Genomic DNA, 25,122 nt, shown 5'->3' on the forward strand with positions numbered 1-25,122 from the left:
ATGGCGCCGAATCGAGGGCTGACCGATATCGCCGGTGATACTATCGGAATACCGTCAGTGTCCAAGATCCTCCAGCGCATGCTCAGCAGCCCGCAGGGCGTCCGCTTCGAGGATCTGGCGAAAGTGTGCGAGCACTATTTCGGTGAACCGCGCCAGAGCCGTTCGTCGCATCGCGTGTACCGCACACCGTGGCCCGGCGACCCCCGGGTCAACATTCAGGACGATCACGGTCGAGCGAAGCCGTATCAGGTGAAGCAGGTGCTGGCGGCGATCGAGAGAAGGGGAGAGGAGAAGCGGTGAGCGATGCGGAGCACTACACGTACCGGGTCCGTTGGTCGGCGGAGGACGGGCAGTTCCTCGGAACCGCGGCCGAGTTCCCCTCCCTCTCCTGGGCGGCGGACACCTCGTCCGCTGCGTTCTCGGGGATCCACGGTCTCGTCGCGGACGTTCTGACCGACATGGCGGAGACGGGGGAGGAGCCGCCGTCCGCACTGGGCGATCGGACCTTCTCCGGGCGCTTCCTCGTGCGGATCCCGCCTGAGCTCCACCGGCAGCTCGTGATCGAGGCGGCCGAGCAGCAGGTCTCGTTGAACAGCCTGGCGGCGACGCGGCTCGTCGGCGCCTGACGCTTCGCCTCCCAGGGCAACCCCGAGCGGGCGCTCGGCACGCTCACTAGGGTCGAGGGGCGGCACACGCCGCCGCCCACCCGGAAGGTCCGCCCGTCATGCGCGTGTTCGGCTGCCCCCACTGCGAGGCCCGTGTCGAGTTCGAGGACGCCGCGTGCCTGCGCTGCGGCACCGCTCTCGCCTACGCGCTCGAGACCGACGAGCTCGTCGAGGCCGCGGGCCGGCTGCTCTGCCGCTACCGCGACACGATCGGCTGCACCTGGCTGCAGGAGGACCTGACCGGCGGCGCCTGCGCCTCCTGCGCCCTCACCGGCGAGCGGCCGGTCGTCTACGACGCCGCCGTGCTCAGCCAGCTGACGGTCGCCGAGTTCGCGAAGCGGCGCCTGGTCCGTCAGCTCCGCCACCTCGACCTGCCCGTGCGCCGCCGCGAGAACGGCAGCGGACTCTCCTTCTGGCTGCTGTCGTCGGCGCAGCTCGGCTCGGTCACCACCGGGCACGCCGACGGAGTCGTCACCGTCGACCTCTCGGAGGGGAACGATGCGCACCGCGAGGCGCTCAAGGCGCGCCTGGGGGAGCCGTACCGCACGGTCCTCGGCCACTTCCGCCACGAGATCGGGCACTACTACTGGCAGCAGCTCGTCGAGGGCACCGACCTGCTGCCGACGTTCCGCGCGCTGTTCGGCGACGAGCGCGCCGACTACGCGGACGCCCTCGACGCGCACTACGGCGGGGCGTCCGGAGCGGACTGGGCGAGCGACCACATCTCGCAGTACGCGACGACGCATCCGTGGGAGGACTTCGCCGAGACCTTCGCCCACTACCTGCACATCGCCGACGCCCTCGAGACCACCGAGGCGGTCGGCATGAGCATCGACGGCCCGAGCGGCCGCCTCCCGGAGTCGCTCGCACACAGCGTGCACTCGAGGGGCGCCGACCGGGTCGCCGGCCTCGAGATGCCCGAGATCCTGCACCGCTGGCACGGCTTCTCGCTCGCGCTCAACAGCGTGAACCGCTCGATGGGCAAGGACGACCTCTACCCGTTCGTCATCACTCCGGTGATCGCCGAGAAGCTCGCCTGGGTGCACGAGCTGGTGCGCCGCGCCGAGTAGCCCGGTCGCGGACGACGGCCCCGTCGGGACCGGCGCCCGCCCGCGCTCACTTCTTCGTCAGCGACGACTCCTTGTGCGCGGCCTTCGCGTCGGTCTTGTCGCTCTGCACGATCCAGTAGGGCTCGTCCTCCGAGGCGTTGAACTTCTGCCCCTCGAAGTGGAACTCCTTCGTCTTCTTCTCGACCAGCTCGCCGTGGGTCTCGCCCTGCGAGGTGTTCCAGCTGATCTTGTCGCCCTTCTTCACGAAGCGGCTCCCTTCTCCTCGTCGCGCCGGAGCGCGGGTTCCCCACCGCGCGGCAGCACGATGGTGGTGGTGACGTCGACGATCGCGGGCTCGGCCGGCGCCGACGAGAATCCGAAGCGCACGGGCGGAGTGAGCGGGCGGAGGCCCCCCAGATCGCTCCCGTCGAGCGACGCGGTGACCCCCAGCACGCGCCGGATGGTCCGCACGCCGTAGTACTCCCGCCGCCCGCCGCCCGCGGAGCCGGCGGTGCTGACACCGCGGACCAGCAGCGAGGCGACGGGGGAGATCGCGCTCAGCCACACGGGGCTCTCGGCGACCGGTCGCGGCACGATCCGCAGCAGCCGGCCCAGCGGAGTGACTCCGCCGAGGCTCAGCGCGACCTCCAGGCCGCCCGCCGAGACGGCCAGACCGCCGGCGATCCGCCGGGTCGAGACCGGCGCGACCACGATCTCGTCGAAGGTGTACGTCGCCGAGATCAGGTCCGCGACGTCGCGGGTCGGAGCGATGAGCATCCGGTGCCCGTCGGCCCGCTCGATCATCGCGTCCGAGAACGCCCCGAGCGGCGTGCGCTCCCACAGCCCCAGGACGAGGCGGGTGCCCGACGCCGTGCCGAGCCCCGCGATGCGACCGCTGAAGCGGAGGCGCCGCGAGGCCCGGCCGGCGGTGCTCATCAGGCCGAGCGGAGCAGCGTGAACGAGGCGTCGCGGACGATCAGCGTCGTGACCTCGCCCGCCACGACCTGGTCCGGGTCGCTCGAGCAGGCGAGCTCCCACTCGGCGCCGGGCGCCTCGGGGACCGTGAACTCGACTCCGTTCTCGGCCGCGTTCAGCAGCAGGGCGAAGGAGGCGCTGCCCTCGTGCGTGAAGACGAACGTGATCGAGCGGGCGTCCGGGTTGTCCCAGTCCTCGTCGGCGAAGCCCCGGCGTCCGAGCGGAGGATGTCGACGGTGTCGGTGCCGCCGTCGCCCGGGGCGCGGCGGAACCACTTGGGCTTCAGTGCCGGCTCGGCGGCGCGCAGAGCGATCAGCTCGCGGGTGAAGGCGAGCAGCTCGCGGTCCGCGTTCTCCCAGTCGAACCACGAGATCTCGTCGTCCTGGCAGTAGGCGTTGTTGTTGCCGCCCTGCGTGCGGGCGATCTCGTCGCCGCCCAGGATCATCGGCACACCGGCCGAGAGCAGCAGGGTCGCCAGGAAGTTGCGGCGCATCCGGTCGCGGCGCTCGTTGACCGCCTCGTTCTCGGTCGGGCCCTCCGCGCCGTTGTTGGAGGAGCGGTTGTCGCTCTCGCCGTCGTTGTTGTCCTCGCCGTTCGCCGCGTTGTGCTTGCGCGAGTAGGCGGTGAGGTCGGCGAGGGTGAAGCCGTCGTGGGCGGTGACGAAGTTGACGCTCGAGAGCGGCGAGCGCTTGTCGGCCTCGTACACGTCCGGCGAGCCGAGGATCCGCTGCGCGGTCGTGCCGAGGACGGAGTCGGCGCCGTGCCAGAAGTCGCGCACGTCGTCGCGGAACTTCCCGTTCCACTCGGACCAGTCCGCGGGGAAGCCGCCGACCTGGTAGCCCGCGGTGTCCCACGGCTCGGCGATCATCTTGACGGGGGCCAGCACCGGGTCCTGCGCGATGAGGTCGAGGAACGCGCTGTGCACCTCGGCCTCGCCGGTCTGGCGCGTGAGCGTCGTGGCGAGGTCGAAGCGGAAGCCGTCGATGTGCATCTCGGTCACCCAGTAGCGCAGCGAGTCCATGATGAGCCCGAGCGCGGCCGGGTGGCTCACGTTGAGGCTGTTGCCGGTGCCCGTGGTGTCGAAGTAGTTCGCGCGGTCCTCCTCCACCAGGCGGTAGTAGGAGCCGTTGTCGATGCCCTTGAACGAGAGCGTCGGGCCCTTGTCGTTGCCCTCGGCGGTGTGGTTGTAGACCACGTCGAGGATCACCTCGAGGCCGGCCTCGTGGAACGCCTTGACCATGGCCTTGAACTCGTCCACCTGCGAGCCGTCGTCGCCGGCGTGCGAGTACTCGTTGTGCGGGGCGAAGAAGCCGATGGAGTTGTAGCCCCAGTAGTTGCGCAGGCCCTTCTCCTCGAGGTGCGAGTCCTGCACGAACTGGTGCACGGGCAGCAGCTCGACCGAGGTGACGCCCAGGTCGGTGAAGTGCTTGATCGCGGCGGGGTGCGCGAGGCCGCGGTAGGTGCCGCGGACGTCCTCGGGCACGTCGGGGTGCAGCTGCGTGAAGCCCTTCACGTGCACCTCGTACACGACGGTGTCCTCGAGCGGGATGCGCGGTGCGGTGTCGCCCGACCAGTCGAAGGAGGAGGGGTCCGTCACGACGCACTTGGGCACGGAGGCGGCCGAGTCGGAGTCGTTGCGGCGGTCGGCGTCCTCGTAGTACTGGCCGAAGACGTCCTCGCTCCAGGCGTAGGAGCCCTCGATGGCGGTGGCGTGCGGGTCGAGCAGCAGCTTGTGGGCGTTGTGGCGCAGGCCGTTCGCGGGGTCCCACGGGCCGTCGACGCGGAAGCCGTAGCGGGTGCCGACGCCCATCCCGGGGACGACGCCGTGGAAGACGTGGCCGGTGCGGTCGGTCAGGGCGACGCGGGTCTCGGCTCCGGACTCGTCGAAGAGGCAGACCTCGACGCTGTCCGCGGTCTCGGAGTACAGGGCGACGTTGGCGCCGTCGTCGCCGCGGAGGGAGACGCCGAGCGGGTACGGGAAAGAGCGGGTGGTTGCGGGCATGCGACCATCCTGACGGGGCCCGCCCGAGAGGTCGGGGTGCTTGTCGAGCGCCCGCGCTCCCGGTACTGTTCTGCGCCGATCCCGCCCGTCAGACCAGCGGAGCCGACCCGTCGGCCGTGAAGACGATCTTCCCGATCGTGCGGTCGGTGCCGGCCGCGCGCCGCGTCAGCACGTCGATGATCTCCTCGAGCGGATGCACGGCACCGGGCTCCGCGCGCAGCTCGCCGGAGGCGGCGAGCGAGAGCGCCCGCCCGATCCGCTCGGCGGTCGCCACCACGATCAGGTTCCGCACGCTCGGGCGGTCGCGGCGGAGCGCTCCGACGGCCTGGGCGCCGAGCGCCGGTCCGTTCGGCACGAGGGTGACGACGCGCCCGCCCGGAGCGAGCAGGATCGCGGCGTCGTGGACGGCGAGGTGCCCCGACACGTCGACGACCACGTCGAAGCGGCCCGCGAGCACGCCGAGGTCGAGCGCCCGGTAGTCGTGCGGCTCGGCGCCCAGCCCGCGCAGCACGTCGGCGGAGGCGGCGGAGCCCGTCGCCGCGACCTCGCAGCCCGCGCGGACGAGCAGCTGCACGGTCAGCTGTCCGATCGCACCGGAGCCGCCGCCCACCAGCACCTTCTGCCCCGCGCGCACGCGCAGGGCGTCGACGAGCCCGACGGCCGTTCCTCCGGACATGGCGAGAGTGACGCCCTGCACGAGGTCGAGGGAGGCGGGCAGGGGCACCAGGGAGCTGCCGCGCACCAGGGACGCGTCGGCGAAGGCGTCGCCGTGGCGGGTCATCCCGACCACGCGATCGCCGATCGAGACGCTGCTCGGGCCGGGGCCGATCGCCTCGACGGTCCCGGCGATGTCGAGTCCGAAGCCCAGCGGCCGCGGCCGCCCGAGGGCCATCACACGGGCGGATCCCGACAGGATCTTCTCGTCGGTGGCGTTGATGCTCGCCGCGCGGGTGCGCACGAGCACCTCGCCGCGCCCGGGCATCGGCACCGGGGCGTCCCGCCACGAGAGCACGTCCGGTCCGCCGAACCGTTCGTATCCGAGTCGTCGCATCGTGCTCCCGTCGTCCGTGCGGCGCCCGCCGCGTCGTCCGAGCCTAGGTCGTGTCGAACACGACCTCGCGTGCTCCGCTCGGCCTGACCGCACGATCTGCGGCGTCGGGACCCTCGGCCGATGCCCGCATCGGCCTTCGGTCCCCTCCTTGCAGCTCGCACGATCAGGCCGTGCTCGCGACGGCGATCCCGTGTTCGACACGCCCCAGCCGCTGACAGTAGTGGATCCCCGTGATCCGCAAGGCCTCCAGCCGCCGGCGCCCCCGGTGCTACCGTGGCGCCCATGAGCGCAGACACGAGCCCCGAGTTCTCCGGCTGGACCGGCGAGGGACAGAGCGGCGCCGACCCCTCCGGACCGGTGACCGACGCGGACCGGCCCGACGACGTCCGCCCGGCGGACGCCGAGGTCGAGGAGAGCACGAGCGCGGACGAGAGCCGCGATCCCGACCACGGCTACGACTCGATGGCCGAGAGCGGCACCGAGAACGCCGCCGAGGACGAGGTGTCCGACTCCGAGGACGAGGAGGGGCTGCTGCCCCCCGGGAGCACCGCGGAGGGCGCCGGGACGTCTCTGGGAGCCGTGCCCGCCGAGGCCGCCCGGGAGGCCGAGCCCCTCGGCGAGCACGACGGCGAGGGCACTCCCGGCCAGCTGGCCGACGAGCGCTGGCGCACCAACGGAGTGAATCCGCTGGGCTGACGACGGGGGAGAGGGGGTTGACCTCTCGCCCCCGGAAGGAGAGACACCCAGCTTCTCCCCCGGTTGCTCGGAGGTCCCGTCCCGGCTGGCGCCGTAGCGTGCCGGGAGCGCAGGGACATCCTGCGCGGACGGGGAGTCCCATGTCGTTGTTCCTGAACCGCACCCGCGAGGTCCGCTGGACCCCGGACGAGCGGCGGGCGCTGGCGGAGGCCGTCGCCGAGGACCGCGCCGAGGTGTGGCGGGGGATCGGCGAGCTCGACCGCACGGTCGTCGTCTCGACCGAGGACCCGGGCACGCGCGGCGGCGCCCGCTGGCCGACGGATCACCGCGCGTTCCTCCGGGTCGACCGCGGCGCCTCCGTCGTGCTCGCGACCGACGGGCTGAGCGACCCCTTCGACCGGCTGAGCCGCCCCGGTACCGGGCTGGGTCTGGAGCTCTGCCTCGAGAGCTCGGCCCTGCGCGGGGTTCCCGCCGCCGATCTCTGGAACCACTGGCAGTTCCGCCTGCTCTACGAGGCCGCCCGACGCGCGGCCCTGCAGGGCGTCTGCTGCCGGACCGGCGTCGACGTCGCCCGGCTCGACGGCGCCGCCGCTCCGCCCGCCTGGGCCGACGCCGACGGTGCGGTGGGGGTGCTGCTGGGGCTGCGCAGCCCGCGGCTCCCGGATCGCATGGAGCTCGCCACGGGCGACGTCGAACTGGTCACCCTGACACCGCTGTGGCCGGAGGAGTACGCCGCGGCGAGCGCGGACGACGCGGCCTGCGCCGAGGTCGCGGCGCGCCTGGCCGGTCTGCCGCACGACGAGCTCGTGCACACCGCGCGGCCTCGCGTCGTCTGAGCGGGGAGGGCTCTCAGCCCTCCTGCGGCTCCGGCACGACGAGCATCTCGCCGGTGTTGTTCGCGCTCGAGACGAACTGCTCGATCCAGGCGCGGTTCAGCCCGGGCCGCTTGCTGCCGAAGAAGCGGAAGTGCAGCGGAGTGGTCGGGTGGATCCAGACCGAGCTGCGCCCGTAACCGCTCGACTCCGGCTCGGCCCACGAGAGGCTGAACGACTCGTTGCGGCGCATCTTGGTGAACATCGCCACCTTGAGGTGCGCGAGCATCCGGTCCTCGAAGTCGATCTCGAGCGATTGCGGTCCGTAGATCAGTCGTCCCATGGTCTCCACCCTGCCTTCGTGCGGCGCCCGGAGCATGCACGGGGCCAGGGCCCGGCCATGGGAGCCCCGGACCGAGCCTACCCACCGTTCAGAGGGCTCACGAACGCGGAGGACTCGGACACGCGGGGGACGCGGAAACGCCCCGCCGACCGGATCCGAGGATCACGGCCGACGGGGCGCTGCGAGTTCTGAGGAACCGGCGAACCGGACTCCGGAGAAGTCAGGAGTCGGTGATTACTCGCCGACGCCGCGGATGTTCGCGGCCTGCGGGCCCTTGCGACCCTGCTCGACGTCGTACTCGACGTGCTGGTTCTCGACGAGCTCGCGGTAGCCCTGCTTCGCGATGGCGGAGAAGTGCGCGAACACGTCGGCGCCTCCGTCGTCGGGAGCGATGAAGCCGAAGCCCTTTTCGGAGTTGAACCACTTAACGGTGCCAGTAGGCATTTCTTTTCCTTATGTGTTAATGACGCCTGCCGGAGCGGACGTCGTCAGATTCCGCACGAGTGTGCGGTACCCGGGCGGTTCCTCCTCCGCGCGGATGAAACACGCGTCGATCGGGAGCAGCTCGGGTCGTCTTGGGGGCGGAGGGGACCTCCGCGGGGGAGAACGTCCCGCGTCCCGACGGAGTCGGAGGTGCGGGGGTCGAACGAGGAACGTCGCGGCTTCCGCGGCGTCCTGTGAAGGGCGCTACCCGCCGGCGAGACGGGCGTTCGAACCGCTGGATCGAGGTCGGTGCCGTCGATCGGTGCTTCCCGGACCAGATCGATCTGGACGGTCAGCGCGGTCTCTATCAGGGGCTGAGTCTCTTCGTCGTCTCCAGCGAGTGCGTGCTGGTGGTGGCGACTTCTCAGCCGTGGAATTCGGGCGATCGCCCACGAGATGACCCCAGCCTACGGGATCGGAGGCGCTGGGCGCGACCGCCGCGGTCGGAATCCGGCGCGACGAGTCGTTCCACGGCGCGGAACCCGACAGTTGAGGCCGATACCGACCGCCTGCTGTATGCGACGATGCAGTCCTCGGGGCCGACGGCGGCGCCGAGTCCCATCCACCGCCCCCGAGTCGCGCGGCCTCTGCGCCCACGGGAGCCTGCAGAGCGGCGAGGCCCGACGGCGATGCTCCCCTCGACGGACCCGGACGCGCCCCCGGAGCGAGCCGCCCTGCGACGCGAGCAGTCCGAGGTGGGGCTGCGCTGCGCCCGCCGGGCCCAGGGCGTCTTCACCGGTGCCTGCGCCGTGCACCTGCTCGTGCTCGAGCCGGCCGAGATCCTCCGCGCGGCGCCGATCCTCCTCGTGCTGGTCCTCGCCTCCGGAGTCGTCCTCGTGCCCCGTCGTGCGCGCCTCGCGAGCAGCGCCCGGCTCGTGGCCCTCTCCTGCGCCCTGAGCCTCGCCGCCCTCGTGATGTTCGTCCTCTCAGACCTCGACCTCCGCGCGCCGACCGTGCTCGGCTGCATCACCATGCTGTCGTCGATGGCCCTCCCGACTCCGATGCTCGCGCTCGGCGCGTCCCGCCGGCTCCTCGCGTTCGCGGTCGCGGGGCTGATCCCGGTCCTCGCGCTGAGCACGGTCGCGACGCTCGCGTCCGGCCGCGCCTTCTTCGTCGCCCTCGCCGTCGTCGTGAGCTGGACCGGGTGCTGGGCCATCGCGCGCTGGATCGCCGCGAGCGTCGAGCGCGCCGACACCGGCACCCGGCGCCTGCGCACCGCGCACGACGCGGAGCGGCGCTCGAGCGAGGACGAGGCCCGCCGGCGCTACGACGCCCGGCTGATGCACGACACGATCCTGGCGACGCTCACGCTCGTCGCCCACCGGGGCGAGGGCGTCCCGGCGCAGACCCTGCGCGAGCGGGCTGCGGCCGACCTCGACCTCCTGCAGCGCCTCGAGCGCTCGGAGGAGCCGCTGGGGGACGTCCCGGGCGACCTGCCCTGCGCGCTGCTGCCCGAGCGGTTCGCCGCCGTCGACCGCCGGTACCGGGCCCTCGGCCTCGAGATCTCCTGGCACCCGGGCGACGGCGAGGTCCCGGCCCACGCTCTCGAGCCGCTCGCGCGGGCGACGGGCGAGTGCCTCGAGAACGTGCGGAGGCACTCCGGAGTCCTCGCGGTCGACATCACGATCGAGCAGGACGAGCGCGAGGTCCGCATCGCCGTCTCGGACGCCGGGACGGGTTTCGACCCGCGCGCGGTCCCCGCCGACCGGCTGGGCCTCGCGGAATCGGTGCACGGGCGCCTGGAGGCGGTCGGCGGCTCCGCCCGCGTCTTCTCCGCACCGCGCGCCGGCACCACCGTCCTGATGAGCGTGCCGCGATGAGCGGGTCGGAGCGCCCGGGCGGCACGCTCCTCGCGCTCGTGCGCGCGGCCGAGACCGGCCCGGGACCGCTGCGCGCGGTGCGCACGCAGATCCAGCGCACCCATCAGCTGACGGCGAGCTACCTGGGCCTGGGCTTCCTCACGGTCGCCGGCCTCGTGATGGTCCGCGGCGTGTTCTCCTTCTCCTGGTCGTGGAACGCCGGCTCGGCGGGCCCGCTCACCGGAGCGGCGTGGGTCGTCGTGATCGCGGCGTTCGTCGCGGGGGCGGTCGCCGCCCTCCTCCACCGCGGCGAGCTGGGTCTGCGTGCCTTCACGGCCGTGATGATCGTCGACGCGGCCGCGCTCGCGCTCGAGATCGCCGACTCGGCGCCCGAGGGCTCCTCCGGGGTGTACTACCCGTCGATCTGCGTGGGGGTCGGCGCGACGCTGCTCGGGCTGATGGCCTTCCATCCGCTGTCGCGCACCTACGGGGCGCTCGGGCTGCTGGTCGGCGTGAGCGTCGCGACCCTCGCGGTGCAGAGCGTCACGGCGCCCGGGGGCACCGGGATCGGCACCACCATCACGCTGCTGGCGGTCGCCCCGACCGTCTTCTGCGCGATGATCCTCTCGACCGTCGACGAGCACGTGCACCGCAAGCTCGACCGCACCCTCACCGACAGCATGATCGACGCGCCGGGCACCGGGCCGGGCAGCCTCGCGGCGTCGGAGCTGGCGAGCATCGACGGCCGGGTGGAGGAGCTGCTCGCGCGGATCAGCGGGGCGGCGTCCGGGGACCTCGACGAGCGGACGGGGGAGGAGGGCAGGCTGCTGGGCGACGAGCTGCGCGGCGCCCTCGCCCGCAGCCACGACCGCACGTGGCTCCGCATCGCGGTGGACGAGTCCGCGCACCTCTCGGGAGCGGTCCTGCTCGACGACCCGGACGGGCTCGCCGCGTCGCTCCTGCCGCCCGACCGGGCGCGCCTGCTGTCCGTCCTCTGGCTCCTGACGGAGCCGGGCGCGCCCTCGCGACCCGGCGTCGAGGCGGTGTTCCGCGAGGTGCGGAGCGCCGGGGAGCGGCCGCATCCGTCGCTCCTCGCGATCGGCGTGACCGCGCTGGGCACCCGTCCGCGCGAGCTGGACTCCGCGGTCTGGGGCATCCTCGGCGAGCTGGGCGCGTACCGCGTCGAGCACGGCGCCGTGGGCACCGCCGTCCGGCTCGAGCATTCGCTCGAGCAGCGCCGCAGCGACAGGAGGAGCGCCTCGTGACCACTCCCGCGAGCCGCCCCGAGGACGCCCCGGCGATCACCCTCTCGATCCTCGACGACCACCCGATCCTGCTCAGCGCGCTCTCGGAGTGGATCCGCCGGTCGGACGCGCGGATCGACGTGGTCGCGACCGCGGCCGGCTGGACCGCTCTCCTGGGACATCCGGCGTTCCCGAGCGATGTCGTGCTGCTCGACATCGACCTCGGCGACGACCTCGACCTCGCGATGAAGATCCGGACGCTGCGCGCGGCCGGCGCGGCCGTGGTCATCATCAGCACCCACGCCGGCGCCGGGACCATCGGCCGGGCGCTGACCGCGGGTGCGCAGGGCTACCTGGTCAAGAGCGAGCCGACCGAGGTGATCATCGAGGCGATCCGGACGGCCGCGGCCGGTGGCGTGTTCGTCACCGACCGCACCCGCGCCCTGCTCGAGGGCGACGGGGCCGGCACGCTCACGGCGCGCGAGCGGCAGGTCATCGGCCTGTTCGTCGAGGGGGTGTCGCTCAAGCAGGTCGCGACGCAGCTGCGCATCACCCAGGACGCGGCGCGCAGCTGCCTCCGCAGCGCCCGGGCGAAGTACCGCGAGGCGGGCGTCGACGCCGGCACGCGGATCGCCCTGCGGCGTCAGGCGCTGCGGGACGGGATCATCGGCCGGCCCTGACGCCCTCCCGATCCGCTCAGACCGTCTCGCGCCGCTTCTGCCGCGCGGGCTCCGCCGGGCGGTCGTGGCCGTTCCAGACCGAGATCACGCCCCAGACGACCGCGGCGATCGGCACGGCGAGGACGGCGCCCACGATGCCCGCGAGCACGGTGCCGATGGTGAGGGCGACGAGCACGATCAGCGGGTGCAGCTTCAGCGAGCGGGCCATCAGGACCGGCTGGAGGAAGTTGCCCTCGAGCTGGTTCACGGCGATGACGACGAGGATCACGATCAGCGCCGGGACCGGTCCGTTGGCCACGAGCGCGACCAGCGCGGCGAGGATCCCGGCGGCGGTCGCTCCGACGATCGGGATGAAGGCCGTGAGGAACACGATCACGGCGAGCGGGATCGCGAGCGGGACGCCGATGATCGCCAGAGCGATCCCGATGCCGATGGCGTCGACGGCCGCGACGGTCGCGGTGCCGCGCACGTAGTCGCCGAGCACGTCGACCACCTTGGTGCCGACGCGCTTGGCGCGGTCGTAGCTCTCGCCGACGAACGGGCGCAGGAGGAACTCCCAGATCTTCGGCCCGTCCTTCATGAAGAAGAAGAGCACGACGATCATCAGCACGAGCCCGGTGACGAAGTTGGCGGCGGCCGCGGCCCCCGCGAGAGCGCCGGAGCCGAAGCTGCTCGACGTGAGGAAGTCGACGACCGTCGTGCGGGCGTCCTCGATCTGCTGCTCGTCGATCTCGAACGGCAGGTGCTGCACGTAGTCCTGGAGCGACGCGATGCCGTCGGAGGCGCGGTTCACGAGATCGCCCCACTGGTTGCGGACGGCGACGGTGATGAGCCAGCCGACCGCGCCGAGGACCGCGAGCAGGCCCAGGAGCGAGAGCCACGTCGCGAGGATCGACGGCACGCCCTTGCGCCGCAGCCACGCCAGCAGCGGATGGATGGCCGACGCCAGGATGATCGCGATCATCACCGGGATCAGCACCAGGGTGAGCTGCGTCATCGCGAAGACCAGGACCGACGCGAGCGCGAGGATCACGATCACCTGGAGGCAGCGCAAAGCGAACCGGCCCAGCCCGTCGGACCACACGGTCCGGCGCGGCACCGGCGCGGACGCCGGCTCGGGTGCGGAGGCGGCTGCGGGGGAGGGTGCGGGGTGCGCGGTGGCGGGGCGCGCGGAGGCGCGCCGGTCGAAGATGCCCATGGGGGAAAGGTACGGGAAGGGGGGTTCAGTCCGCGGTGGCTTGACGGCGGGCCCACGACACCGCGCCACCTCCTCGGGCTTGCGGACCGAGTGCACTCAGAACTGCTGATTCCGTCGTGGATCTCGACAGAAGGGCGGGAAAGTTACCAGAAACGCGACGATTCGGGAGCAGGACCGCGCCTTTCCCTTGCCGCCGCGACGGATCGCGCACTAGGGTCGCCATGTCCATGCAGGTGCATGGGGTGCGGCACCCGAAGCCGCGCTGCAGATCCGCACCTGCTGAGCAGCCTCCCGCGGGCGGGAACCCGAATCCCCGCCCGCGTCGGAGCGCACCGCCTCACCGCGAGAACCCGAACCTCTCGCGTGCCGCGGCCGGGAACCCGAAACCCCCGGCCGCGGGTCGGCGATGACACGCCCCCGAGACACCCTCTTCCCTGGAGATCCCGCATGCCCAGCACCCCCGTGAGGGGTGACTCCGGCGCGCCGTCGCGCGCTCCGGAGCACTCCGGCGCGCCCGCGCACTCGACCCGCCGCTCCCTCGTCCGCGCCGCCGTCTGGAGCGCCCCCGTCATCGCCGTCGCCCTGGCCACGCCGGCGGCGGCAGCCTCGGAGGCGCCGCTCGCGCCGCGCACGTCTGACGCGACGCTGGCGTTCAACAATTTCACCAGCTGGCCCGCGCAGTGGAACGCCACGGGGCCCACCGCCACGGTCACGGCGCTCCAGATCCAGAACCGGTACTGGCACGTCTCCTCGGTCGGGGCGCCGGTTCCGGTGCTGTCCGTGCGGGTCCGCTATCCCGCCTCCACCCGCCCGGGATCCGCTCCCACCGCCGTCTCGGGCGCGGGCTGGAGCTTCACCGCGGCCGTGCCGTCGACCGACGGATCGGTCGACTACCTCTTCACCTGGTCGGGGTCGGTCCTCGATCCGGGCTGGTCCACGCCGACGCTCGAGTACACGGCGGATGTCGTCGCCTCGGGGCTCACCGCGGAGGTGTCGGCTCCGAACGCCGACCCCGTCCGCGCCTAGGAACGACCGAGGCGCCCGCCCCCGGAGGGACGGGCGGCCTCCGAGGGACTACGCGGGCATCCGCACCGTGAGCCCGCCGGGCTCGATCCAGGTGCGGAACGCCGAGGTCGATCCGAACGGATCGCCGTCGAGCTCGATCTCCTGCGCCTTCTCCAGGCGCACGACCAGCTCGCGGCCCTTCACGTAGCGCAGGGCGGAGACCTCCTTGGTGAGCCCCATCAGCTTCTGGCCCACGATCCCGCTGCGCCGCAGCACGCCGTTCTCCCACACCACCTTGAAGATGATCTGCGCCCAGCCGAAGAACCCCTCGGGCCGCAGGAGCACGATGTCGAACTCGCCGTCGTCGACGGCGCGTCCGGCAGCAGCAGGATGTTCGCCGGCAGGGCGCCGCAGTTGCCCACGATGATCGTGTGCGCGCGCACCTTGCGGACCTTCGAGTCGTCGAGGCGGTAGCGGAACTCGAGCTGGTTCTTGTCGAGCAGTGCCTTGCGCAGCGCGTCGACGTAGGCGAGCCAGCCGGCCCGCTTCTTGAGGTCGTCGTCGGTGTTGGCGAGCATCTTCGCGTCGATGCCCAGCCCGGCCATGACCACGTAGGCGTGCCGGTCGCGGCCGTGGTCGGTCTCGATGTCGATCATGCCGATGTCGATCGCGCGATCGGTGCCCGAGAAGGCGACGGTGAGCGCGTTGTCGATGTCGTCGAGGGTGAGGTCCAGGTTCCGGGCGAGCAGGTTGCCCGTGCCGGAGGGAAGGAGCCCGAGGGAGATCCCGGAGCCGTGCAGCGCCTCGGCGACGACGCGGACCGTCCCGTCGCCGCCCGCCGCGATCACCATGTCGACGCCGGCCTCGATCGCCTCGCGGGTCTGCCCTGCTCCCGGATCCTCCACGGAGGTCTCGAGCCACAGCGTCTCGTTCCACCCGGCGGCCTCCTCGGCGCGCGACACCGCGGCCTTCAGCGCATCGAGCTCGACCTTGACCGGGTTGTAGACGAGGGCGGCGCGCCGGCGCTCAGACATCGGAGCCGTCCTCGTCGTCCTCGACCCGTCCGGGACGCACGGCGGCGTCCTCGCGGATGTCGATGCGCGTGTCGCCCGCCTCGGTCGTCGACACGTCGATGCGCGGCGCCGCGTCCGCCTCGGTGGCCTGCGGGGCACTGGTCAGCTGGTCTCGGCGATCGTCCGCCGTCTGGTCGCTCATCCCGGGAAGCTAGCAGGACGTCCGCCGACGGCGCGCGGGCTTGCGCGGGGACGTCACCGTCCCCGTGGCCGCGCCGCCCGGAGCCCCCAGAGCACCAGCGGGACCTGCAGCGGCAGGCGCAGGAGCGTGATCGCGCGGGTCCGCGGGCGCCGTGCGTCCCGGGCCATCTGCACGTTGCCGGGGAAGACGGCGGCCATCAGGGCGGCGGAGGCGATCCCGCCGACCGCGCGCGTCGGCGGCCAGGCGGTGGCCGCGGCGCACGCCAGCTCGGCCGCTCCGGAGACGAGGACCCACCCGCGCGCCGATCCCGGCATCCCGCGGGGGACCACGGCGTCGAAGGTGCGGGGGTGCACGAGGTGCAGGACCCCCGAGACCGCCATCGCCCCGACGAGGATCCTCGGGCCGGCTGCCAGCGGCACGGGTCGCGGCTCATCGGCCCTGCGCTCCCCGCTCGAGCGGAGCGACGTGGTCGAGGATCCGCCGCCACTCGCGCACGAGGGCCAGCCGTCCCGTCCCGGCGACGCTCGCGGTGCGGGCGTCGGCGAGGCGGCCGCGGTACCAGCGGCCGTCCTCGGTGCCGGCGACGGGATCGTGCTCGCCGGTCACGACGAGCACCGAGGCGGTCACCGCGTCGAGCTCGTCGGCCCAGCTGCCGTCGCGGAGGGCCGCGAGGTCGGTCGCGGCGCCCAGCGGACCCTGCCGCCAGCCCTCGCCGAGCATCCGCTCGAGGCGGTTGCGCAGTCCGCGGGTGCCCGCCAGCACGGGGTCCTCGGGATCGACGCCGAGCGCGTCGAGCCCCGGAGGGCCCTCCGGCAGCGTGCCGGCGAGCGTCCCCGCGTCCTCGCCGGGCAGCACCTCGCGGCGCTCCCACGCCCCGGTCCGCTGCACGAGCACGCCGGCCTGGGGAGGCGCGGGCGTGCCGACGAGCGCGATGCGGTCGACGAGGTCGGGGTGCCGGGCGGCGAGCGAGAGGGCGAAGGCGCCCCCCGACCCCCAGCCGACCACGCCGACGCTGCCGAACTCGGCGCCGTCGATGACGCGCGCGGTCCTCTCGGAGCGGCGCAGGTACTCGGCGAGGTCGTCGGCCCGGTCCTGCACGCGGGCGTGCCGCGGATCGACGGGGTCGGAGGCGCCGTAGCCCGGTCGGTCGAGGATGAGCAGGTGCAGGCCCCAGGGCCCGGTCTCCAGCGGATCGGGGTCGAAGCCGCCCGCCCCGGGGGTGGGGTGGCAGAAGACGACGAGCCGATCGGCGACGGGATCGCCCGCCGCCGAGACTCCGATGCCCCGGCCGGACCGCAGCTCGAAACGGTGGTTCGCCATGCGACCTCCCCCAGAACCCGCCGTCGGTCGGCGGTGGCACCAGTCAAGCGGAGGAGGCGCTCGGGCCGCTGGCCCTTGACCGCGGCCCGGGTGCCTCCTCCGCGGACCGGGTGCCTCCTCCGCGGACCGGGTGCCTCCTCCGCCGCCCGGGCGTATCGTGACGGCATGGCTGATCACGACCGATCGGATACTGGCTGAGCCTCGTGGAGCGCCTCGTCGACGAGCGCTTCGCCGTCACCCTCGAGGAGCACGGGGTGACCCGTCGGCAGTGGCAGCTCCTGCAGCAGCTGCAGCGCGGGCCCTCGCCGCTCGCCGAGCTCGACCGGGCCCTCGCCCCGTTCCTCCGTGCCCCCACCGCGGAGGACCCGGCCGGCGAGTCGGCGGCGGAGCAGCTCGCGGAGCTCCTCGAGAGCGGCTGGATCGAGGCCCGGTCCGAGCTCTACGCGCTCACGGAGCGGGGGCAGGTCGCGACCGCGCGGCTCGAGGAGGTCGTCGCCGCGCAACGCGCGAGCGCGACGACGGGCGTCCCCGACGAGGAGTACGAGATCGCCGTGCGGACGCTCCGCACGATCGCCGGGAACCTGGGCTGGAGCGACCGGGCCTGACGCCCGCTCCTGTCACCTCCCCGGAGGCCGCCGCTACCCCCTGCCGGAGTGCGCGATCCAGGAGCAGAGTGGAGGGTGCCGGCAGAGCGCCGGGCGAAGGGAGAGCAGCATGAGCAGCGACCGCACCACCGGTGACGACACCGAGAAGACCGAGGACCTCCCCGACGGAACCGGCACCGACAACTCCGAGGGCGGCAGCGACACCGACACCGTCTCGGGCGGCGAGCCGGACGACGAGTAGTCCCGCCGCTCCGACGGAGCCGTGAACGGGAAGAGGGGCGGAGCCGGATGACCGGCCCGCCCCTCTCGTCGTCTCCGCGAGGATCCGCGTCAGACCAGCGGGCCGTCGCTCTCGCTCGTGCGGCGGGTGACCTGCTCGCCGCTGGCCGGGTCGACCGCCGAGCGCGTCGTCGAGACCGCCTGGCGGCGGCGGGTCATCAGGACCAGCCCGAGGACGAGCCCCACCGCGCCGGCGGCCATCAGGATGTAGCCGATCAGCGCCAGATCGATGCCCGCCACCTGGACGTCGACGGCGAACGCGAGTATCGCTCCGACGACGAGGAGGAAGATCCCTGCTCCGATGCTCATGAGTGCTCCTTCTGCGTGCCGCCGGTCGGCGCGGGGGCGCACGAGGGCACCGGCGTGCGATCGCCCCACGGTAGACCCCGGCGGGTACCGCCCGGAGGGCCTTCCGGTGCCGAGCGCGGAGGTGTAGGACTCAGGAGATCCTCAGCATCACCCGGGTCCGGTCGCCGCGGCTGACCAGGCGCTCGATCACCATGAAGATCCGGTACTCGAGGCGGTACTTCCCCAGGAACACGCGGCCGAGCCGCTCCACGGTGTCCTGGTCGGACACGATGCGGGCCGTCCCCTCGACGACGGAGGCCCCCTCCTTCACGCGGCCGCGGCGGTCGCACGGCACGAGCGTCACGCGGGGATCGTTGCGCAGGCGCTTGACCTTGCCGCTCTGACGGGGGGTGGTCACGATCAGGTCGTCGCCGTCGCGGGCGATCCACACGGGGGTCGACACCCCGACCCCGGTCCTGCGGAAGGTGGTGAGCGAGACGAACGAGGCGCCGGCGAGGTCCGCGAGGGCGGGGGAGAGGGTCATCTCCGAAGAGTAGGTGCGCGCGGACCCGACTCCGCAAGCCTCCGGCGCCTCCGGGTCGGTCCAGGGGGAGCGCCGTAGGGTGGAGGCATGACCGACCCGACGCCCCTGATCGGTCCGACCGAGGCGCCCGAGCTGCACGTGATGAGCTACAACATCCGTCGCCGCATGCCCCGCCTCACCTCGCGCGCCGTCGACCTGTGGGACCGGCGCCGGCCCCTGATCCGCCGCCTGCTCGAGACCGAGCGCCCGTCGATCCTCGCGGTGCAGGAGGCGATGCCCGACCAGGCGGAGTTCGTGCAGGAGGTGCTCGGCTCCTCCTTCGAGGGGATGGGCTTCGGCCGCGACCCCGATCGCGGTGGCGAGCGCGTGATGCTCTTCGTCGACCGCCGCCGCTTCGCGGTGCGCCACTGGTCGCAGATCGCCCTGTCCGACACCCCGGACGTCGCGGGCTCGCGCAGCTGGGGCAACCGGATCCCGCGCACGGCCGTGATCGCCGAGCTCGTCGACCACGCGGCGAACCGCGAGCTGACCGTGGTCTCCACCCACTTCGACCACCTCTCGCGGCGCAGCCGCCTGCGCTCGGCGCAGCTGCTGGCCGAGCGGGTCACCGCGCTCGGGACGCCCGCGATCGTGATGGGCGATGCGAACACCGACGTCGGATCCGACCCCTACCGCGCTCTGCTCGAGGGCGGGGGCCTGGCCGATTCGTGGGCCGTCGCGCAGCGGAACCTCACGCCCGCCTGGGGCACCTACTCCAACTACCGAGCACCGCGGTCGGGCCGGCGGATCGACTGGCTGACCGTCACCGCCGGGGCGTTCGAGGTGGTCTCGGCCGGGATCAACGCGGTCCGCTACGACGGAGCGGCCGCGTCCGACCACGAGCCGGTCCAGGCCGTGCTGCGGTTCACGGCGCCGTGAGCGCCGCCGTCCTCGTCGAGACGTTCCTCGAGCCGCCCCGCACCCGGGGCGAGTGGTTCGCCGACGGAGTCAGGGCGCTCGGAGTCGCCAGCATCGTCGCCGCCGCCATCGGCTGGGGCTTCGTCGACGTCGCCGTGTTCGCCCTGTCGTCGATCGGCCTCGTCCTCACCCGGTTCCTCGGCGTCCGCCCCGCGCTCGACGCGGCGTTCGGAGTCTCGCTCCTGGTCGCCTCCTGGAGCAGCGTGCTCGAGCTCTACCAGGCCTGGCCGGCCTGGGATCTCATCGTCCACTTCACCCTGAACGGGCTCGCGGCGGCGGTCGCGTACGTCGTCGCCGCGCACGCCGGAGTGGTGCCCGAGGTCCGGGGCGAGCGCGGCCCGCTGGCGCCCGCGATCGTGCTCTGCGCGTGCTTCGGCACCACGGCCGGCGTGCTGTGGGAGTGGGGCGAGTGGGCCGGCCACACCTTCATCGACGACTCGATCTTCGTCGCCTACGAGGACACCCTCGCCGACCTGGCGGCGGGTGCCCTCGGCTCGATCCTGGCCGGTGCGCTCATGCGGTTCTGGTCGGCGAAGAGCCGGGTGCGGAGCCCGGAGCACGCAGCGGTCTGACGGCTTCCGGCGCCGCGAGCGCTGTGCTCACGCCACCGCGCGCAGCGCGTCCAGCACCACCGTCCGCGCCGGGCTGCCGCGGCTCGAGCGGCGCCAGGCCGCCGAGACGACCCGGGTCGACACCGGATCGACAGCAGGCACCGCGACGACCCGCTCCGGCAGGGGCTCGCGGCCCAGCCGGGGCACGAGCGCCACGGCCGCGCCCGCCTCGACGAGCGCGATGTGCGTGCTGAAGTCCTCGTCGTAGTAGGCGATGTCGGGCTGGCGCCCGGTACCGGCGAAGGTGCGCAGGAGCCAGGCGTGGCAGATCGCACCGGCCGGGATGCTCACCCACGTCTCCTCGGCGAGCCGGCTCGGCGCGAGCGTCGGGCTCCCCGCGAGGGGGTGGTCGCGGTGGATCAGGATGTCGGCGCGGTCCTCGAGCAGCGTCGCGGTCTCGATCGTCGACGGCAGATCGAGCGAGAGGCCGGGCCAGTCGTGCAGCACCGCCAGATCGGCCGCCCCGCGCTCGAGACGCTGCGCCGCCTCCCACGGGTCGAGCTCGTCGAGCGTGATCCGCAGGCGGGGGGCGCGCTCGCGCAGCACGGCCAGGGCCGGCACGAGCAGCCCGCGGATCGCCGTCGAGAACGCGGCGACGCGCAGGGTGCCGGTGATCTCCTCCGCCGGCGCCGCTCCGAGGTGCTCGAGCGCCTCGAGCTCGGCCAGGAGGCGCTCGCCCCGGTCGGCGAGCGCGCGCCCGTGCTCGGTGAGGAACACCGAGCGGCCCGCGCGCTGCACCACCGGTCCGCCGGACTGGCGCTCGAGCCGCTTGAGCTGCTGCGAGACCGCGGACGGCGTGAAGCCCAGCGCCTCCGCGGCGGCGGCGACGGTGCCGCAGTCGCGCACGGCGACCAGGGCGCGGAGGGCCGGTGGCTCGATCATGAACGAACGCTACCGGGTCGGCGGTAGCGACCTGCGCTGGTGCTGTCGGTTCCCGTCGGACAGGCTCGAGGCATGACCCGTCGCCACAGCCTCCTCGCCCTCGTCGTCGTCCTGCTGTGGGGGCTGAACTTCGTCGTGATCGACGTGGGGCTCGCCGACGTGCCGCCGCTGCTGTTCCTCGCGATGCGCTTCGCGGTGGTGGCGGTGCCGGCCGTCTTCTTCGTGCCGCGCCCCGAGGCTCCGCTGCGCACCGTCCTCGTCATCGGCGCCTTCATGAGCCTGGGCCAGTTCGCCCTGCTCTACCTGGCGCTCGCCCTCGGCATGCCCGCGGGTCTGGCCTCGCTCGTGGTCCAGGCGCAGATCGTGCTGACGGTGCTGATCGCCGCCGTCGTGCTGCGCGAGCGGCCCACTCCGCGCCAGCTCGCGGGTCTCGGGGTCGGGGTGGCGGGCCTGGTGATCGTCGGGATCGCCCACGGCACCACCGCGCCGTGGCTGCCGTTCGTCGTTTGCCTCGGCGGAGCGCTGTCGTGGGCGATCGGCAACGTGCTCACCCGGCGCGCGAAGGGCGCCTCCGGACTCTCGCTCGTCGTCTGGTCGGCGCTCGTCGTGCCGGTGCCGGCCCTGCTGCTCTCGCTGCTCGTCGACGGGGCCCCGCCGTGGCGAGCGCGCTGGCGGGCCTCTCGCCGACGGCGGTGCTCAGCACCCTCTACACCGCCGTCTTCGCCTCGCTCGTCGGCTACGGCATCTGGAACTCGCTGCTCGCCCGCTACCCCGCGGCGTCGGTCGTGCCGTTCACCCTGCTGGTGCCCGTGGTCGGCGTCCTGTCGGCCTGGGCGCTGCTGGGCGAGGCGCCCTCGGCCGGCGAGTTGATCGGAGGAGCGGTCATGGTCGCGGGGCTCGCCGTCGCGACGGTCCGCCGGGTGCGCCCCGACCCGCTGCTGGCCGCGGTCGCTCCCCGGGCGTAGCGTTCCTCCCATGTGCGGCCGCTTCGCGATGGACTCCGAGACCGATGAGCTGATCCGGGAGTTCGTCGCCGCGGGCGGCAGGGCCGCCGACTGGGCGCCCGACTTCAGCGTCGCACCCACCGACTCCGCGCCCATCGTGCGCGAGCGCCGTCACGACGACGCGGTGGAGCGCGGGATCGAGCTGGCCTCGTGGGGCTTCACGCCCTCGTGGGCCAAGGGCAAGGGGCCGTCGCCGATCAACGCCCGACTCGAGACGGTCGCCACGAACGGCCTGTTCCGCGGGGCCTTCGCGAAGCAGCGGGCGATCGTCCCGATGCGCGGCTACTACGAGTGGCAGACGCTCGCCGACGGCAAGCAGCCCTGGTTCCTGCACGGCGAGGAGCCGATCCTCGCGGCCGCCGGTCTCTACACGGCGAAGAAGGACGGCGAGGCCTGGCGGGTGTCGTTCACGATCATCACCCGCGAGGCTCGCGACGCCTCGGGCGAGGTGCACGACCGGATGCCCGTCTTCCTCACCCACGAGGTCCGCGACGCGTGGCTGTCGCCCGAGCCCCTCGACTCCGCGGAGGAGATGCTCGCGACGCTCGACGGCGCCTCGGCCGCGATGGCCTCGACCATCACGGCGTACCCGGTCGACCGGCGCGTCAACAACTCGCGCACGGTCGATCGGCACGACCCGTCGGTCCTGGAGCCGGTGCAGCTCTAGCCCCGACGGGGTCGTGCCGTCAGGCGTCTAGGCTGTCGCGGCACGCCCCCGCGGCGGAGCCGCTGAGAGCGCTGCCGCGGCATGCCGAATCATGCCGTTCCGGCATGCCCCGGGAACGGCTTGCCGTTCAGGTGCACCTCGCCCGGCGGCACCTCGACGTCTCCGACGTCGTCCGGTCCGCCCGTGCCGGGCACCGTTTTCACTTCGGCCTCGCCCGAGACCTCGGTCGCGCTCGCGTCCGGGGCGCTGTCCTGCTTCGCCGCGGTCTCGCGCTCGCTGCCGGGCGACTCCGTCATGTCCTTCTCGATCGTCTCGCTCTCGCTCGACGTGGGCGCCGCGGCGCCGTCGGGCTTGCCGATGGTCGAGCCCTGGTCCTCGAGAGTCGATCCCTGATCCGCGTGGTCCGTCATGTCTGTTCCCTCCGTTGGAATGCCTCCACGCTACGTGCGCCCCAGAGGTGGGACACCCGCTTGACAGCGGCCCTCGGCCCCTACGGAGGGGCCGCTCGACGTACTACCCTGGAGCGACGGTCGCACCGGGGGGCGCGGCACACGCCGCAGCACCCACCGCGCGAGGAGGAACCCCGTGTCATCGCACCGGACGGGCGAGACCCGAGTCATCGGCTCGACGGTCGGCGACCGCTACACGATCGAGGAGCTGATCGGCCGGGGCGGCATGGCGACCGTCTACCGGGCCCGCGACGAGATCCTCGGCCGCTCGGTGGCTCTGAAGATGTTCGCGGCCGGCATCGACGACGCGCAGGACCTGCAGCGCAAGTCCTCCGAGATCCGCCTGCTCGCGGCCCTCAACCACCCCGCCCTGGTCACGCTGTACGACGCGCACGACGGCGGCGACGACACCGGCGGCCAGGCCTACATGGTCATGGAGCTCGCCGAGGGGCCGAGCCTCTCGGAGCGGCTCGCCTCGGGGCCCGTCGCCCCCAACGACGTCGCGTCGATGGCCGCCGATCTCGGCGAGGCCCTGCACACGGTGCACGCGGCCGGAGTCGTCCACCGCGACGTGAAGCCGTCGAACGTCCTGCTCGTGCCGAGTCCGCTGACCAGCCGCGAGTTCCGGCCCAAGCTCGCCGACTTCGGCATCGCCTACCTCATCGACGCGACCCGGATCACCTCGCCGGGCACCCTCATCGGCACGGCCGCGTACCTCAGCCCCGAGCAGGCGCACGGCGATCCGCTGACCGCCGCGAGCGACATCTACTCCCTCGGCCTGGTGCTGCTCGAGTCGCTGACCGGCAAGCGCCCGTTCACGGGCTCGGCGATCGAGGTGACCCTCGCGCGGCTGCTGCGCGACCCCGAGGTGTCGGCGTCGCTGGGCAGCGGCTGGTCCGCGCTGCTGGGCTCGATGACGCAGCGCGAGCCGGAGGAGCGCCCGTCGGCCCTCGAGGTCGCCGAGTCCGCCCGCAAGCTGATCGACCCGCGACGCGACGGACCGCCGACGGCGATCGTCGTGCCCGACGTGCCCCTCACGGCTGCCCGCACCCAGCTGCTCGACGCGACCGCCGACGCGACGGCCGTGTACCCCCTGCCCGAGCACGGCACCGCGGCGACCACCGTGCTGCCGGCCGAGGTGGAGCCGGCTCCCGCGGTCGGTCCCGCCCCGGTCGCCCCCGCCACCGCGACGACCACCCTCCGGCGTGAGCCGGAGCGCCGTCGCGGACCGAACCCGTGGCTGCTCGTGCTGGTCCTCGCGCTCGTCGCGATCGCGGTGGGCCTCGCCGTCGTCCTGCTCGGCGGGGACCAGCAGACGCCGCTGCCCGCCGTCGACGGCGAGCTCGGCGAGCACCTGCAGCGCCTGCGCGAGAGCATCCGCTCGTGATCGCGCGACGCGCCTGGCCGGCCGCAGTCGTGACGGCGGTCCTCCTGCTCTCGGGATGCTCCGCCGCCGACCCGTCGATCGACGACGCCACTGCGCAGACCCTCGACGATGCGGTCGTCGCGGTCGCGGAGCGCGCCTCCGTCGACGACTTCGCCGGCGCCCTCACCGAGCTCGAGGCCCTGCAGGCCGCCCTCGCCGCGGCCCTGACGTCGGGAACCGTGACCCAGGAGCGGGCCGCATCGATCCAGGCCGAGGCGGACGTGGTGCGGGCTGACCTCGAGGCGGCGATCGCGGCCGGTGAGGCTCCGGAGCCCGCTCCCGTCGAGACCGAGGAGGCTCCGGTTCCCGAGGAGCCCGTCGAGGAGACCCCCGTGGAGGAGGAGCCGGTCGAGGAGGCCCCCGTCGAGGAGACGCCGGCGCCGGTCGAGACCGAGGAGGAGGAGCCCGCTCCGAGTCCCGAGGAGACGGCGCCCGTCGAGGAGGACTCCCCGGAGCCGGACCCGGAGCCCGAACCCGAGCCGGAGCAGACCGAGCCGGCCGAGGAGGCCCCGGCTAACGGGAACAGCGGCAACGCCGGCACGGGCGGCAACGGCAACGGCAACGGGAACCCCGGGAACTCGGGCAACGGCTCCGGCAACCCCGGCAACGGCTCCGGGAACGGCTGACCCGCCCCCGACCCCGGTCGTCAGTCGTTCGTCGCGACCACCGCGAAGTCGGCGTCGAGGTCGACGTCCACGTCCGTGCCGTCCTCGCGGGTGACCTCCAGATCGAAGGCGTGGTCGGCGTCGTCGCTGCGCTCCGCTTCGGTCACCGTGCCGCCGCCGACCGCCGCGAGGGCCGCCTCGGAGGCGCGCGCCAGGTCGTCGCCCGTCAGGTCGTCGGGGTCGACGGCTCCGGAGGCGGGCCGTCGAC

The 25,122-nt window shown here is 73.3% G+C and carries 33 protein-coding genes and 1 pseudogene; 17 read left to right on the top strand and 17 right to left on the bottom strand.

Annotated elements, in window-relative coordinates:
* The first annotated feature begins 57 nt into the window (after window positions 1-57).
* From B0T42_RS12775 to B0T42_RS12785, 3 genes are all read left to right on the top strand, one after another.
* Complete coding sequence (locus B0T42_RS12775) at window positions 58-300, top strand: toxin HicA (RefSeq protein WP_236720270.1); 243 nt, start codon at window positions 58-60, stop codon at window positions 298-300.
* Window positions 297-626 carry a type II toxin-antitoxin system HicB family antitoxin gene (locus B0T42_RS12780; RefSeq protein ID WP_077223481.1) on the top strand — a complete coding sequence of 110 codons (330 nt, stop codon included), beginning with the start codon at window positions 297-299 and terminating at the stop codon, window positions 624-626. Before B0T42_RS12775 ends, B0T42_RS12780 begins: the two co-directional genes overlap by 4 nt.
* Window positions 627-724: 98 nt before the next feature.
* Window positions 725-1,735, top strand: coding sequence for a zinc-binding metallopeptidase family protein (locus B0T42_RS12785; RefSeq protein WP_077223482.1), 1,011 nt, complete (start codon window positions 725-727; stop codon window positions 1,733-1,735).
* Between the two features lie 46 nt (window positions 1,736-1,781).
* Here B0T42_RS12785 and B0T42_RS12790 read toward each other — a convergent pair whose 3' ends face one another.
* The 4 genes from B0T42_RS12790 to B0T42_RS12805 form a co-directional block, all read right to left on the bottom strand.
* Window positions 1,782-1,979: a hypervirulence associated TUDOR domain-containing protein gene (locus B0T42_RS12790; protein WP_077223483.1), complete on the bottom strand. Its 198-nt coding sequence runs from the start codon at window positions 1,977-1,979 to the stop codon at window positions 1,782-1,784.
* Window positions 1,976-2,650 carry a hypothetical protein gene (locus tag B0T42_RS12795; protein ID WP_077223484.1) on the bottom strand — a complete coding sequence of 225 codons (675 nt, stop codon included), beginning with the start codon at window positions 2,648-2,650 and terminating at the stop codon, window positions 1,976-1,978. Before B0T42_RS12795 ends, B0T42_RS12790 begins: the two co-directional genes overlap by 4 nt.
* Window positions 2,651-2,804: 154 nt before the next feature.
* Entirely contained in the window at window positions 2,805-4,691 is a 1,887-nt protein-coding gene (glgX, locus tag B0T42_RS12800; RefSeq protein WP_446737378.1) for a glycogen debranching protein GlgX, read from the bottom strand.
* An 88-nt stretch (window positions 4,692-4,779) separates the two neighbouring features.
* A complete protein-coding gene (locus B0T42_RS12805) occupies window positions 4,780-5,742 on the bottom strand; it encodes a quinone oxidoreductase family protein (RefSeq protein WP_077223485.1) in 963 nt (320 codons plus the stop codon).
* A gap of 282 nt (window positions 5,743-6,024) precedes the next feature.
* Between B0T42_RS12805 and B0T42_RS12810 the strand changes: the two genes are divergently transcribed.
* Window positions 6,025-6,438, top strand: coding sequence for a hypothetical protein (locus B0T42_RS12810; RefSeq protein WP_077223486.1), 414 nt, complete (start codon window positions 6,025-6,027; stop codon window positions 6,436-6,438).
* 140 nt (window positions 6,439-6,578) lie between these two features.
* The gene (locus B0T42_RS12815; RefSeq protein ID WP_077223487.1) at window positions 6,579-7,274 is read left to right on the top strand and encodes a hypothetical protein; all 696 of its coding nucleotides are present in this window, start codon (window positions 6,579-6,581) and stop codon (window positions 7,272-7,274) included.
* Window positions 7,275-7,287: 13 nt separating this feature from the next.
* Here the strand turns inward: B0T42_RS12815 and B0T42_RS12820 are convergent, their stop codons facing one another.
* A complete protein-coding gene (locus B0T42_RS12820) occupies window positions 7,288-7,593 on the bottom strand; it encodes a DUF7882 family protein (RefSeq protein ID WP_077223505.1) in 306 nt (101 codons plus the stop codon).
* Between the two features lie 234 nt (window positions 7,594-7,827).
* Window positions 7,828-8,037, bottom strand: a complete 210-nt coding sequence (locus B0T42_RS12825; RefSeq protein WP_055786246.1) for a cold-shock protein — start codon at window positions 8,035-8,037, stop codon at window positions 7,828-7,830.
* 668 nt (window positions 8,038-8,705) lie between these two features.
* On the opposite strand from B0T42_RS12825, the gene B0T42_RS12830 reads away from it, so the two are divergent.
* From B0T42_RS12830 to B0T42_RS20105, 3 genes are read left to right on the top strand one after another with little or no spacing between them, the layout of a single operon-like run.
* Window positions 8,706-9,896, top strand: a complete 1,191-nt coding sequence (locus B0T42_RS12830) for a sensor histidine kinase (protein WP_077223488.1) — start codon at window positions 8,706-8,708, stop codon at window positions 9,894-9,896.
* Window positions 9,893-11,140, top strand: coding sequence for a hypothetical protein (locus B0T42_RS20100; protein ID WP_158078126.1), 1,248 nt, complete (start codon window positions 9,893-9,895; stop codon window positions 11,138-11,140). The genes B0T42_RS12830 and B0T42_RS20100 overlap by 4 nt, the downstream gene beginning before the upstream one ends.
* The gene (locus tag B0T42_RS20105) at window positions 11,137-11,799 is read left to right on the top strand and encodes a response regulator (protein WP_158078127.1); all 663 of its coding nucleotides are present in this window, start codon (window positions 11,137-11,139) and stop codon (window positions 11,797-11,799) included. The genes B0T42_RS20100 and B0T42_RS20105 overlap by 4 nt, the downstream gene beginning before the upstream one ends.
* 16 nt (window positions 11,800-11,815) lie before the next feature.
* On the opposite strand, the gene B0T42_RS12840 is transcribed toward B0T42_RS20105, so the two are convergent.
* Window positions 11,816-12,997: an AI-2E family transporter gene (locus tag B0T42_RS12840; RefSeq protein WP_077223489.1), complete on the bottom strand. Its 1,182-nt coding sequence runs from the start codon at window positions 12,995-12,997 to the stop codon at window positions 11,816-11,818.
* 447 nt (window positions 12,998-13,444) lie between these two features.
* Here B0T42_RS12840 and B0T42_RS12845 point away from each other — a divergent pair, with 447 nt between their 5' ends.
* Window positions 13,445-14,023 (top strand): hypothetical protein, encoded by a 579-nt coding sequence (locus tag B0T42_RS12845; protein WP_077223490.1) that lies wholly within the window; start codon window positions 13,445-13,447, stop codon window positions 14,021-14,023.
* Between the two features lie 48 nt (window positions 14,024-14,071).
* On the opposite strand, the gene B0T42_RS22340 is transcribed toward B0T42_RS12845, so the two are convergent.
* The 5 genes from B0T42_RS22340 to B0T42_RS12865 are packed head-to-tail and all read right to left on the bottom strand — an operon-like array spanning window position 14,072 to window position 16,537.
* Window positions 14,072-14,296: a diacylglycerol kinase family protein gene (locus B0T42_RS22340; protein WP_342418246.1), complete on the bottom strand. Its 225-nt coding sequence runs from the start codon at window positions 14,294-14,296 to the stop codon at window positions 14,072-14,074.
* Window positions 14,242-15,036, bottom strand: a complete 795-nt coding sequence (locus tag B0T42_RS12850; RefSeq protein WP_342418247.1) for a diacylglycerol/lipid kinase family protein — start codon at window positions 15,034-15,036, stop codon at window positions 14,242-14,244. Before B0T42_RS12850 ends, B0T42_RS22340 begins: the two co-directional genes overlap by 55 nt.
* Entirely contained in the window at window positions 15,029-15,217 is a 189-nt protein-coding gene (locus B0T42_RS12855) for a hypothetical protein (RefSeq protein WP_077223491.1), read from the bottom strand. The genes B0T42_RS12850 and B0T42_RS12855 overlap by 8 nt, the downstream gene beginning before the upstream one ends.
* A 53-nt stretch (window positions 15,218-15,270) precedes the next feature.
* The gene (locus B0T42_RS12860; protein ID WP_236720271.1) at window positions 15,271-15,636 is read right to left on the bottom strand and encodes a DoxX family protein; all 366 of its coding nucleotides are present in this window, start codon (window positions 15,634-15,636) and stop codon (window positions 15,271-15,273) included.
* Between the two features lie 10 nt (window positions 15,637-15,646).
* Entirely contained in the window at window positions 15,647-16,537 is an 891-nt protein-coding gene (locus B0T42_RS12865) for an alpha/beta fold hydrolase (RefSeq protein ID WP_077223493.1), read from the bottom strand.
* Between the two features lie 203 nt (window positions 16,538-16,740).
* Between B0T42_RS12865 and B0T42_RS12870 the strand changes: the two genes are divergently transcribed.
* Together B0T42_RS12870 and B0T42_RS22020 are read left to right on the top strand one after the other, a co-directional pair.
* Window positions 16,741-17,142, top strand: coding sequence for a MarR family transcriptional regulator (locus B0T42_RS12870; RefSeq protein WP_236720272.1), 402 nt, complete (start codon window positions 16,741-16,743; stop codon window positions 17,140-17,142).
* A 109-nt stretch (window positions 17,143-17,251) separates the two neighbouring features.
* Window positions 17,252-17,383: a hypothetical protein gene (locus B0T42_RS22020; protein WP_269087525.1), complete on the top strand. Its 132-nt coding sequence runs from the start codon at window positions 17,252-17,254 to the stop codon at window positions 17,381-17,383.
* Between the two features lie 89 nt (window positions 17,384-17,472).
* Here the strand turns inward: B0T42_RS22020 and B0T42_RS12875 are convergent, their stop codons facing one another.
* A complete protein-coding gene (locus tag B0T42_RS12875; protein ID WP_077223495.1) occupies window positions 17,473-17,730 on the bottom strand; it encodes a DUF6458 family protein in 258 nt (85 codons plus the stop codon).
* 130 nt (window positions 17,731-17,860) lie between these two features.
* Window positions 17,861-18,253, bottom strand: coding sequence for a PPOX class F420-dependent oxidoreductase (locus B0T42_RS12880; protein WP_077223496.1), 393 nt, complete (start codon window positions 18,251-18,253; stop codon window positions 17,861-17,863).
* Window positions 18,254-18,340: 87 nt separating this feature from the next.
* On the opposite strand from B0T42_RS12880, the gene B0T42_RS12885 reads away from it, so the two are divergent.
* A complete protein-coding gene (locus B0T42_RS12885) occupies window positions 18,341-19,171 on the top strand; it encodes an endonuclease/exonuclease/phosphatase family protein (RefSeq protein WP_077223497.1) in 831 nt (276 codons plus the stop codon).
* The gene (locus B0T42_RS12890; RefSeq protein ID WP_077223498.1) at window positions 19,168-19,782 is read left to right on the top strand and encodes a DUF2238 domain-containing protein; all 615 of its coding nucleotides are present in this window, start codon (window positions 19,168-19,170) and stop codon (window positions 19,780-19,782) included. Before B0T42_RS12885 ends, B0T42_RS12890 begins: the two co-directional genes overlap by 4 nt.
* A gap of 27 nt (window positions 19,783-19,809) precedes the next feature.
* On the opposite strand, the gene B0T42_RS12895 is transcribed toward B0T42_RS12890, so the two are convergent.
* Window positions 19,810-20,703: a LysR family transcriptional regulator gene (locus B0T42_RS12895; RefSeq protein ID WP_077223499.1), complete on the bottom strand. Its 894-nt coding sequence runs from the start codon at window positions 20,701-20,703 to the stop codon at window positions 19,810-19,812.
* A gap of 72 nt (window positions 20,704-20,775) precedes the next feature.
* Here B0T42_RS12895 and B0T42_RS22740 point away from each other — a divergent pair.
* Both B0T42_RS22740 and B0T42_RS12905 read left to right on the top strand, forming a co-directional pair.
* Window positions 20,776-21,668, top strand: a pseudogene (locus tag B0T42_RS22740) (EamA family transporter).
* 10 nt (window positions 21,669-21,678) lie between these two features.
* Window positions 21,679-22,374: an SOS response-associated peptidase gene (locus B0T42_RS12905; protein ID WP_077223500.1), complete on the top strand. Its 696-nt coding sequence runs from the start codon at window positions 21,679-21,681 to the stop codon at window positions 22,372-22,374.
* Window positions 22,375-22,463: 89 nt separating this feature from the next.
* Here the strand turns inward: B0T42_RS12905 and B0T42_RS12910 are convergent, their stop codons facing one another.
* On the bottom strand, window positions 22,464-22,784 hold the full coding sequence (locus tag B0T42_RS12910; protein WP_077223501.1) for a hypothetical protein: 321 nt from the start codon (window positions 22,782-22,784) through the stop codon (window positions 22,464-22,466).
* Between the two features lie 175 nt (window positions 22,785-22,959).
* Here B0T42_RS12910 and B0T42_RS12915 point away from each other — a divergent pair, with 175 nt between their 5' ends.
* On the top strand, window positions 22,960-24,210 hold the full coding sequence (locus B0T42_RS12915) for a serine/threonine-protein kinase (RefSeq protein WP_077223502.1): 1,251 nt from the start codon (window positions 22,960-22,962) through the stop codon (window positions 24,208-24,210).
* Window positions 24,207-24,875: a hypothetical protein gene (locus B0T42_RS12920; protein WP_077223503.1), complete on the top strand. Its 669-nt coding sequence runs from the start codon at window positions 24,207-24,209 to the stop codon at window positions 24,873-24,875. Before B0T42_RS12915 ends, B0T42_RS12920 begins: the two co-directional genes overlap by 4 nt.
* A 20-nt stretch (window positions 24,876-24,895) precedes the next feature.
* Here B0T42_RS12920 and B0T42_RS20110 read toward each other — a convergent pair.
* The coding region (locus tag B0T42_RS20110; protein ID WP_446737379.1) for a PepSY domain-containing protein at window positions 24,896-25,122 on the bottom strand (227 nt) is incomplete at its 5' end.

This window comes from Rathayibacter rhapontici (assembly GCF_001995175.1).
In the GTDB taxonomy this organism is placed as follows: domain Bacteria; phylum Actinomycetota; class Actinomycetes; order Actinomycetales; family Microbacteriaceae; genus Rathayibacter.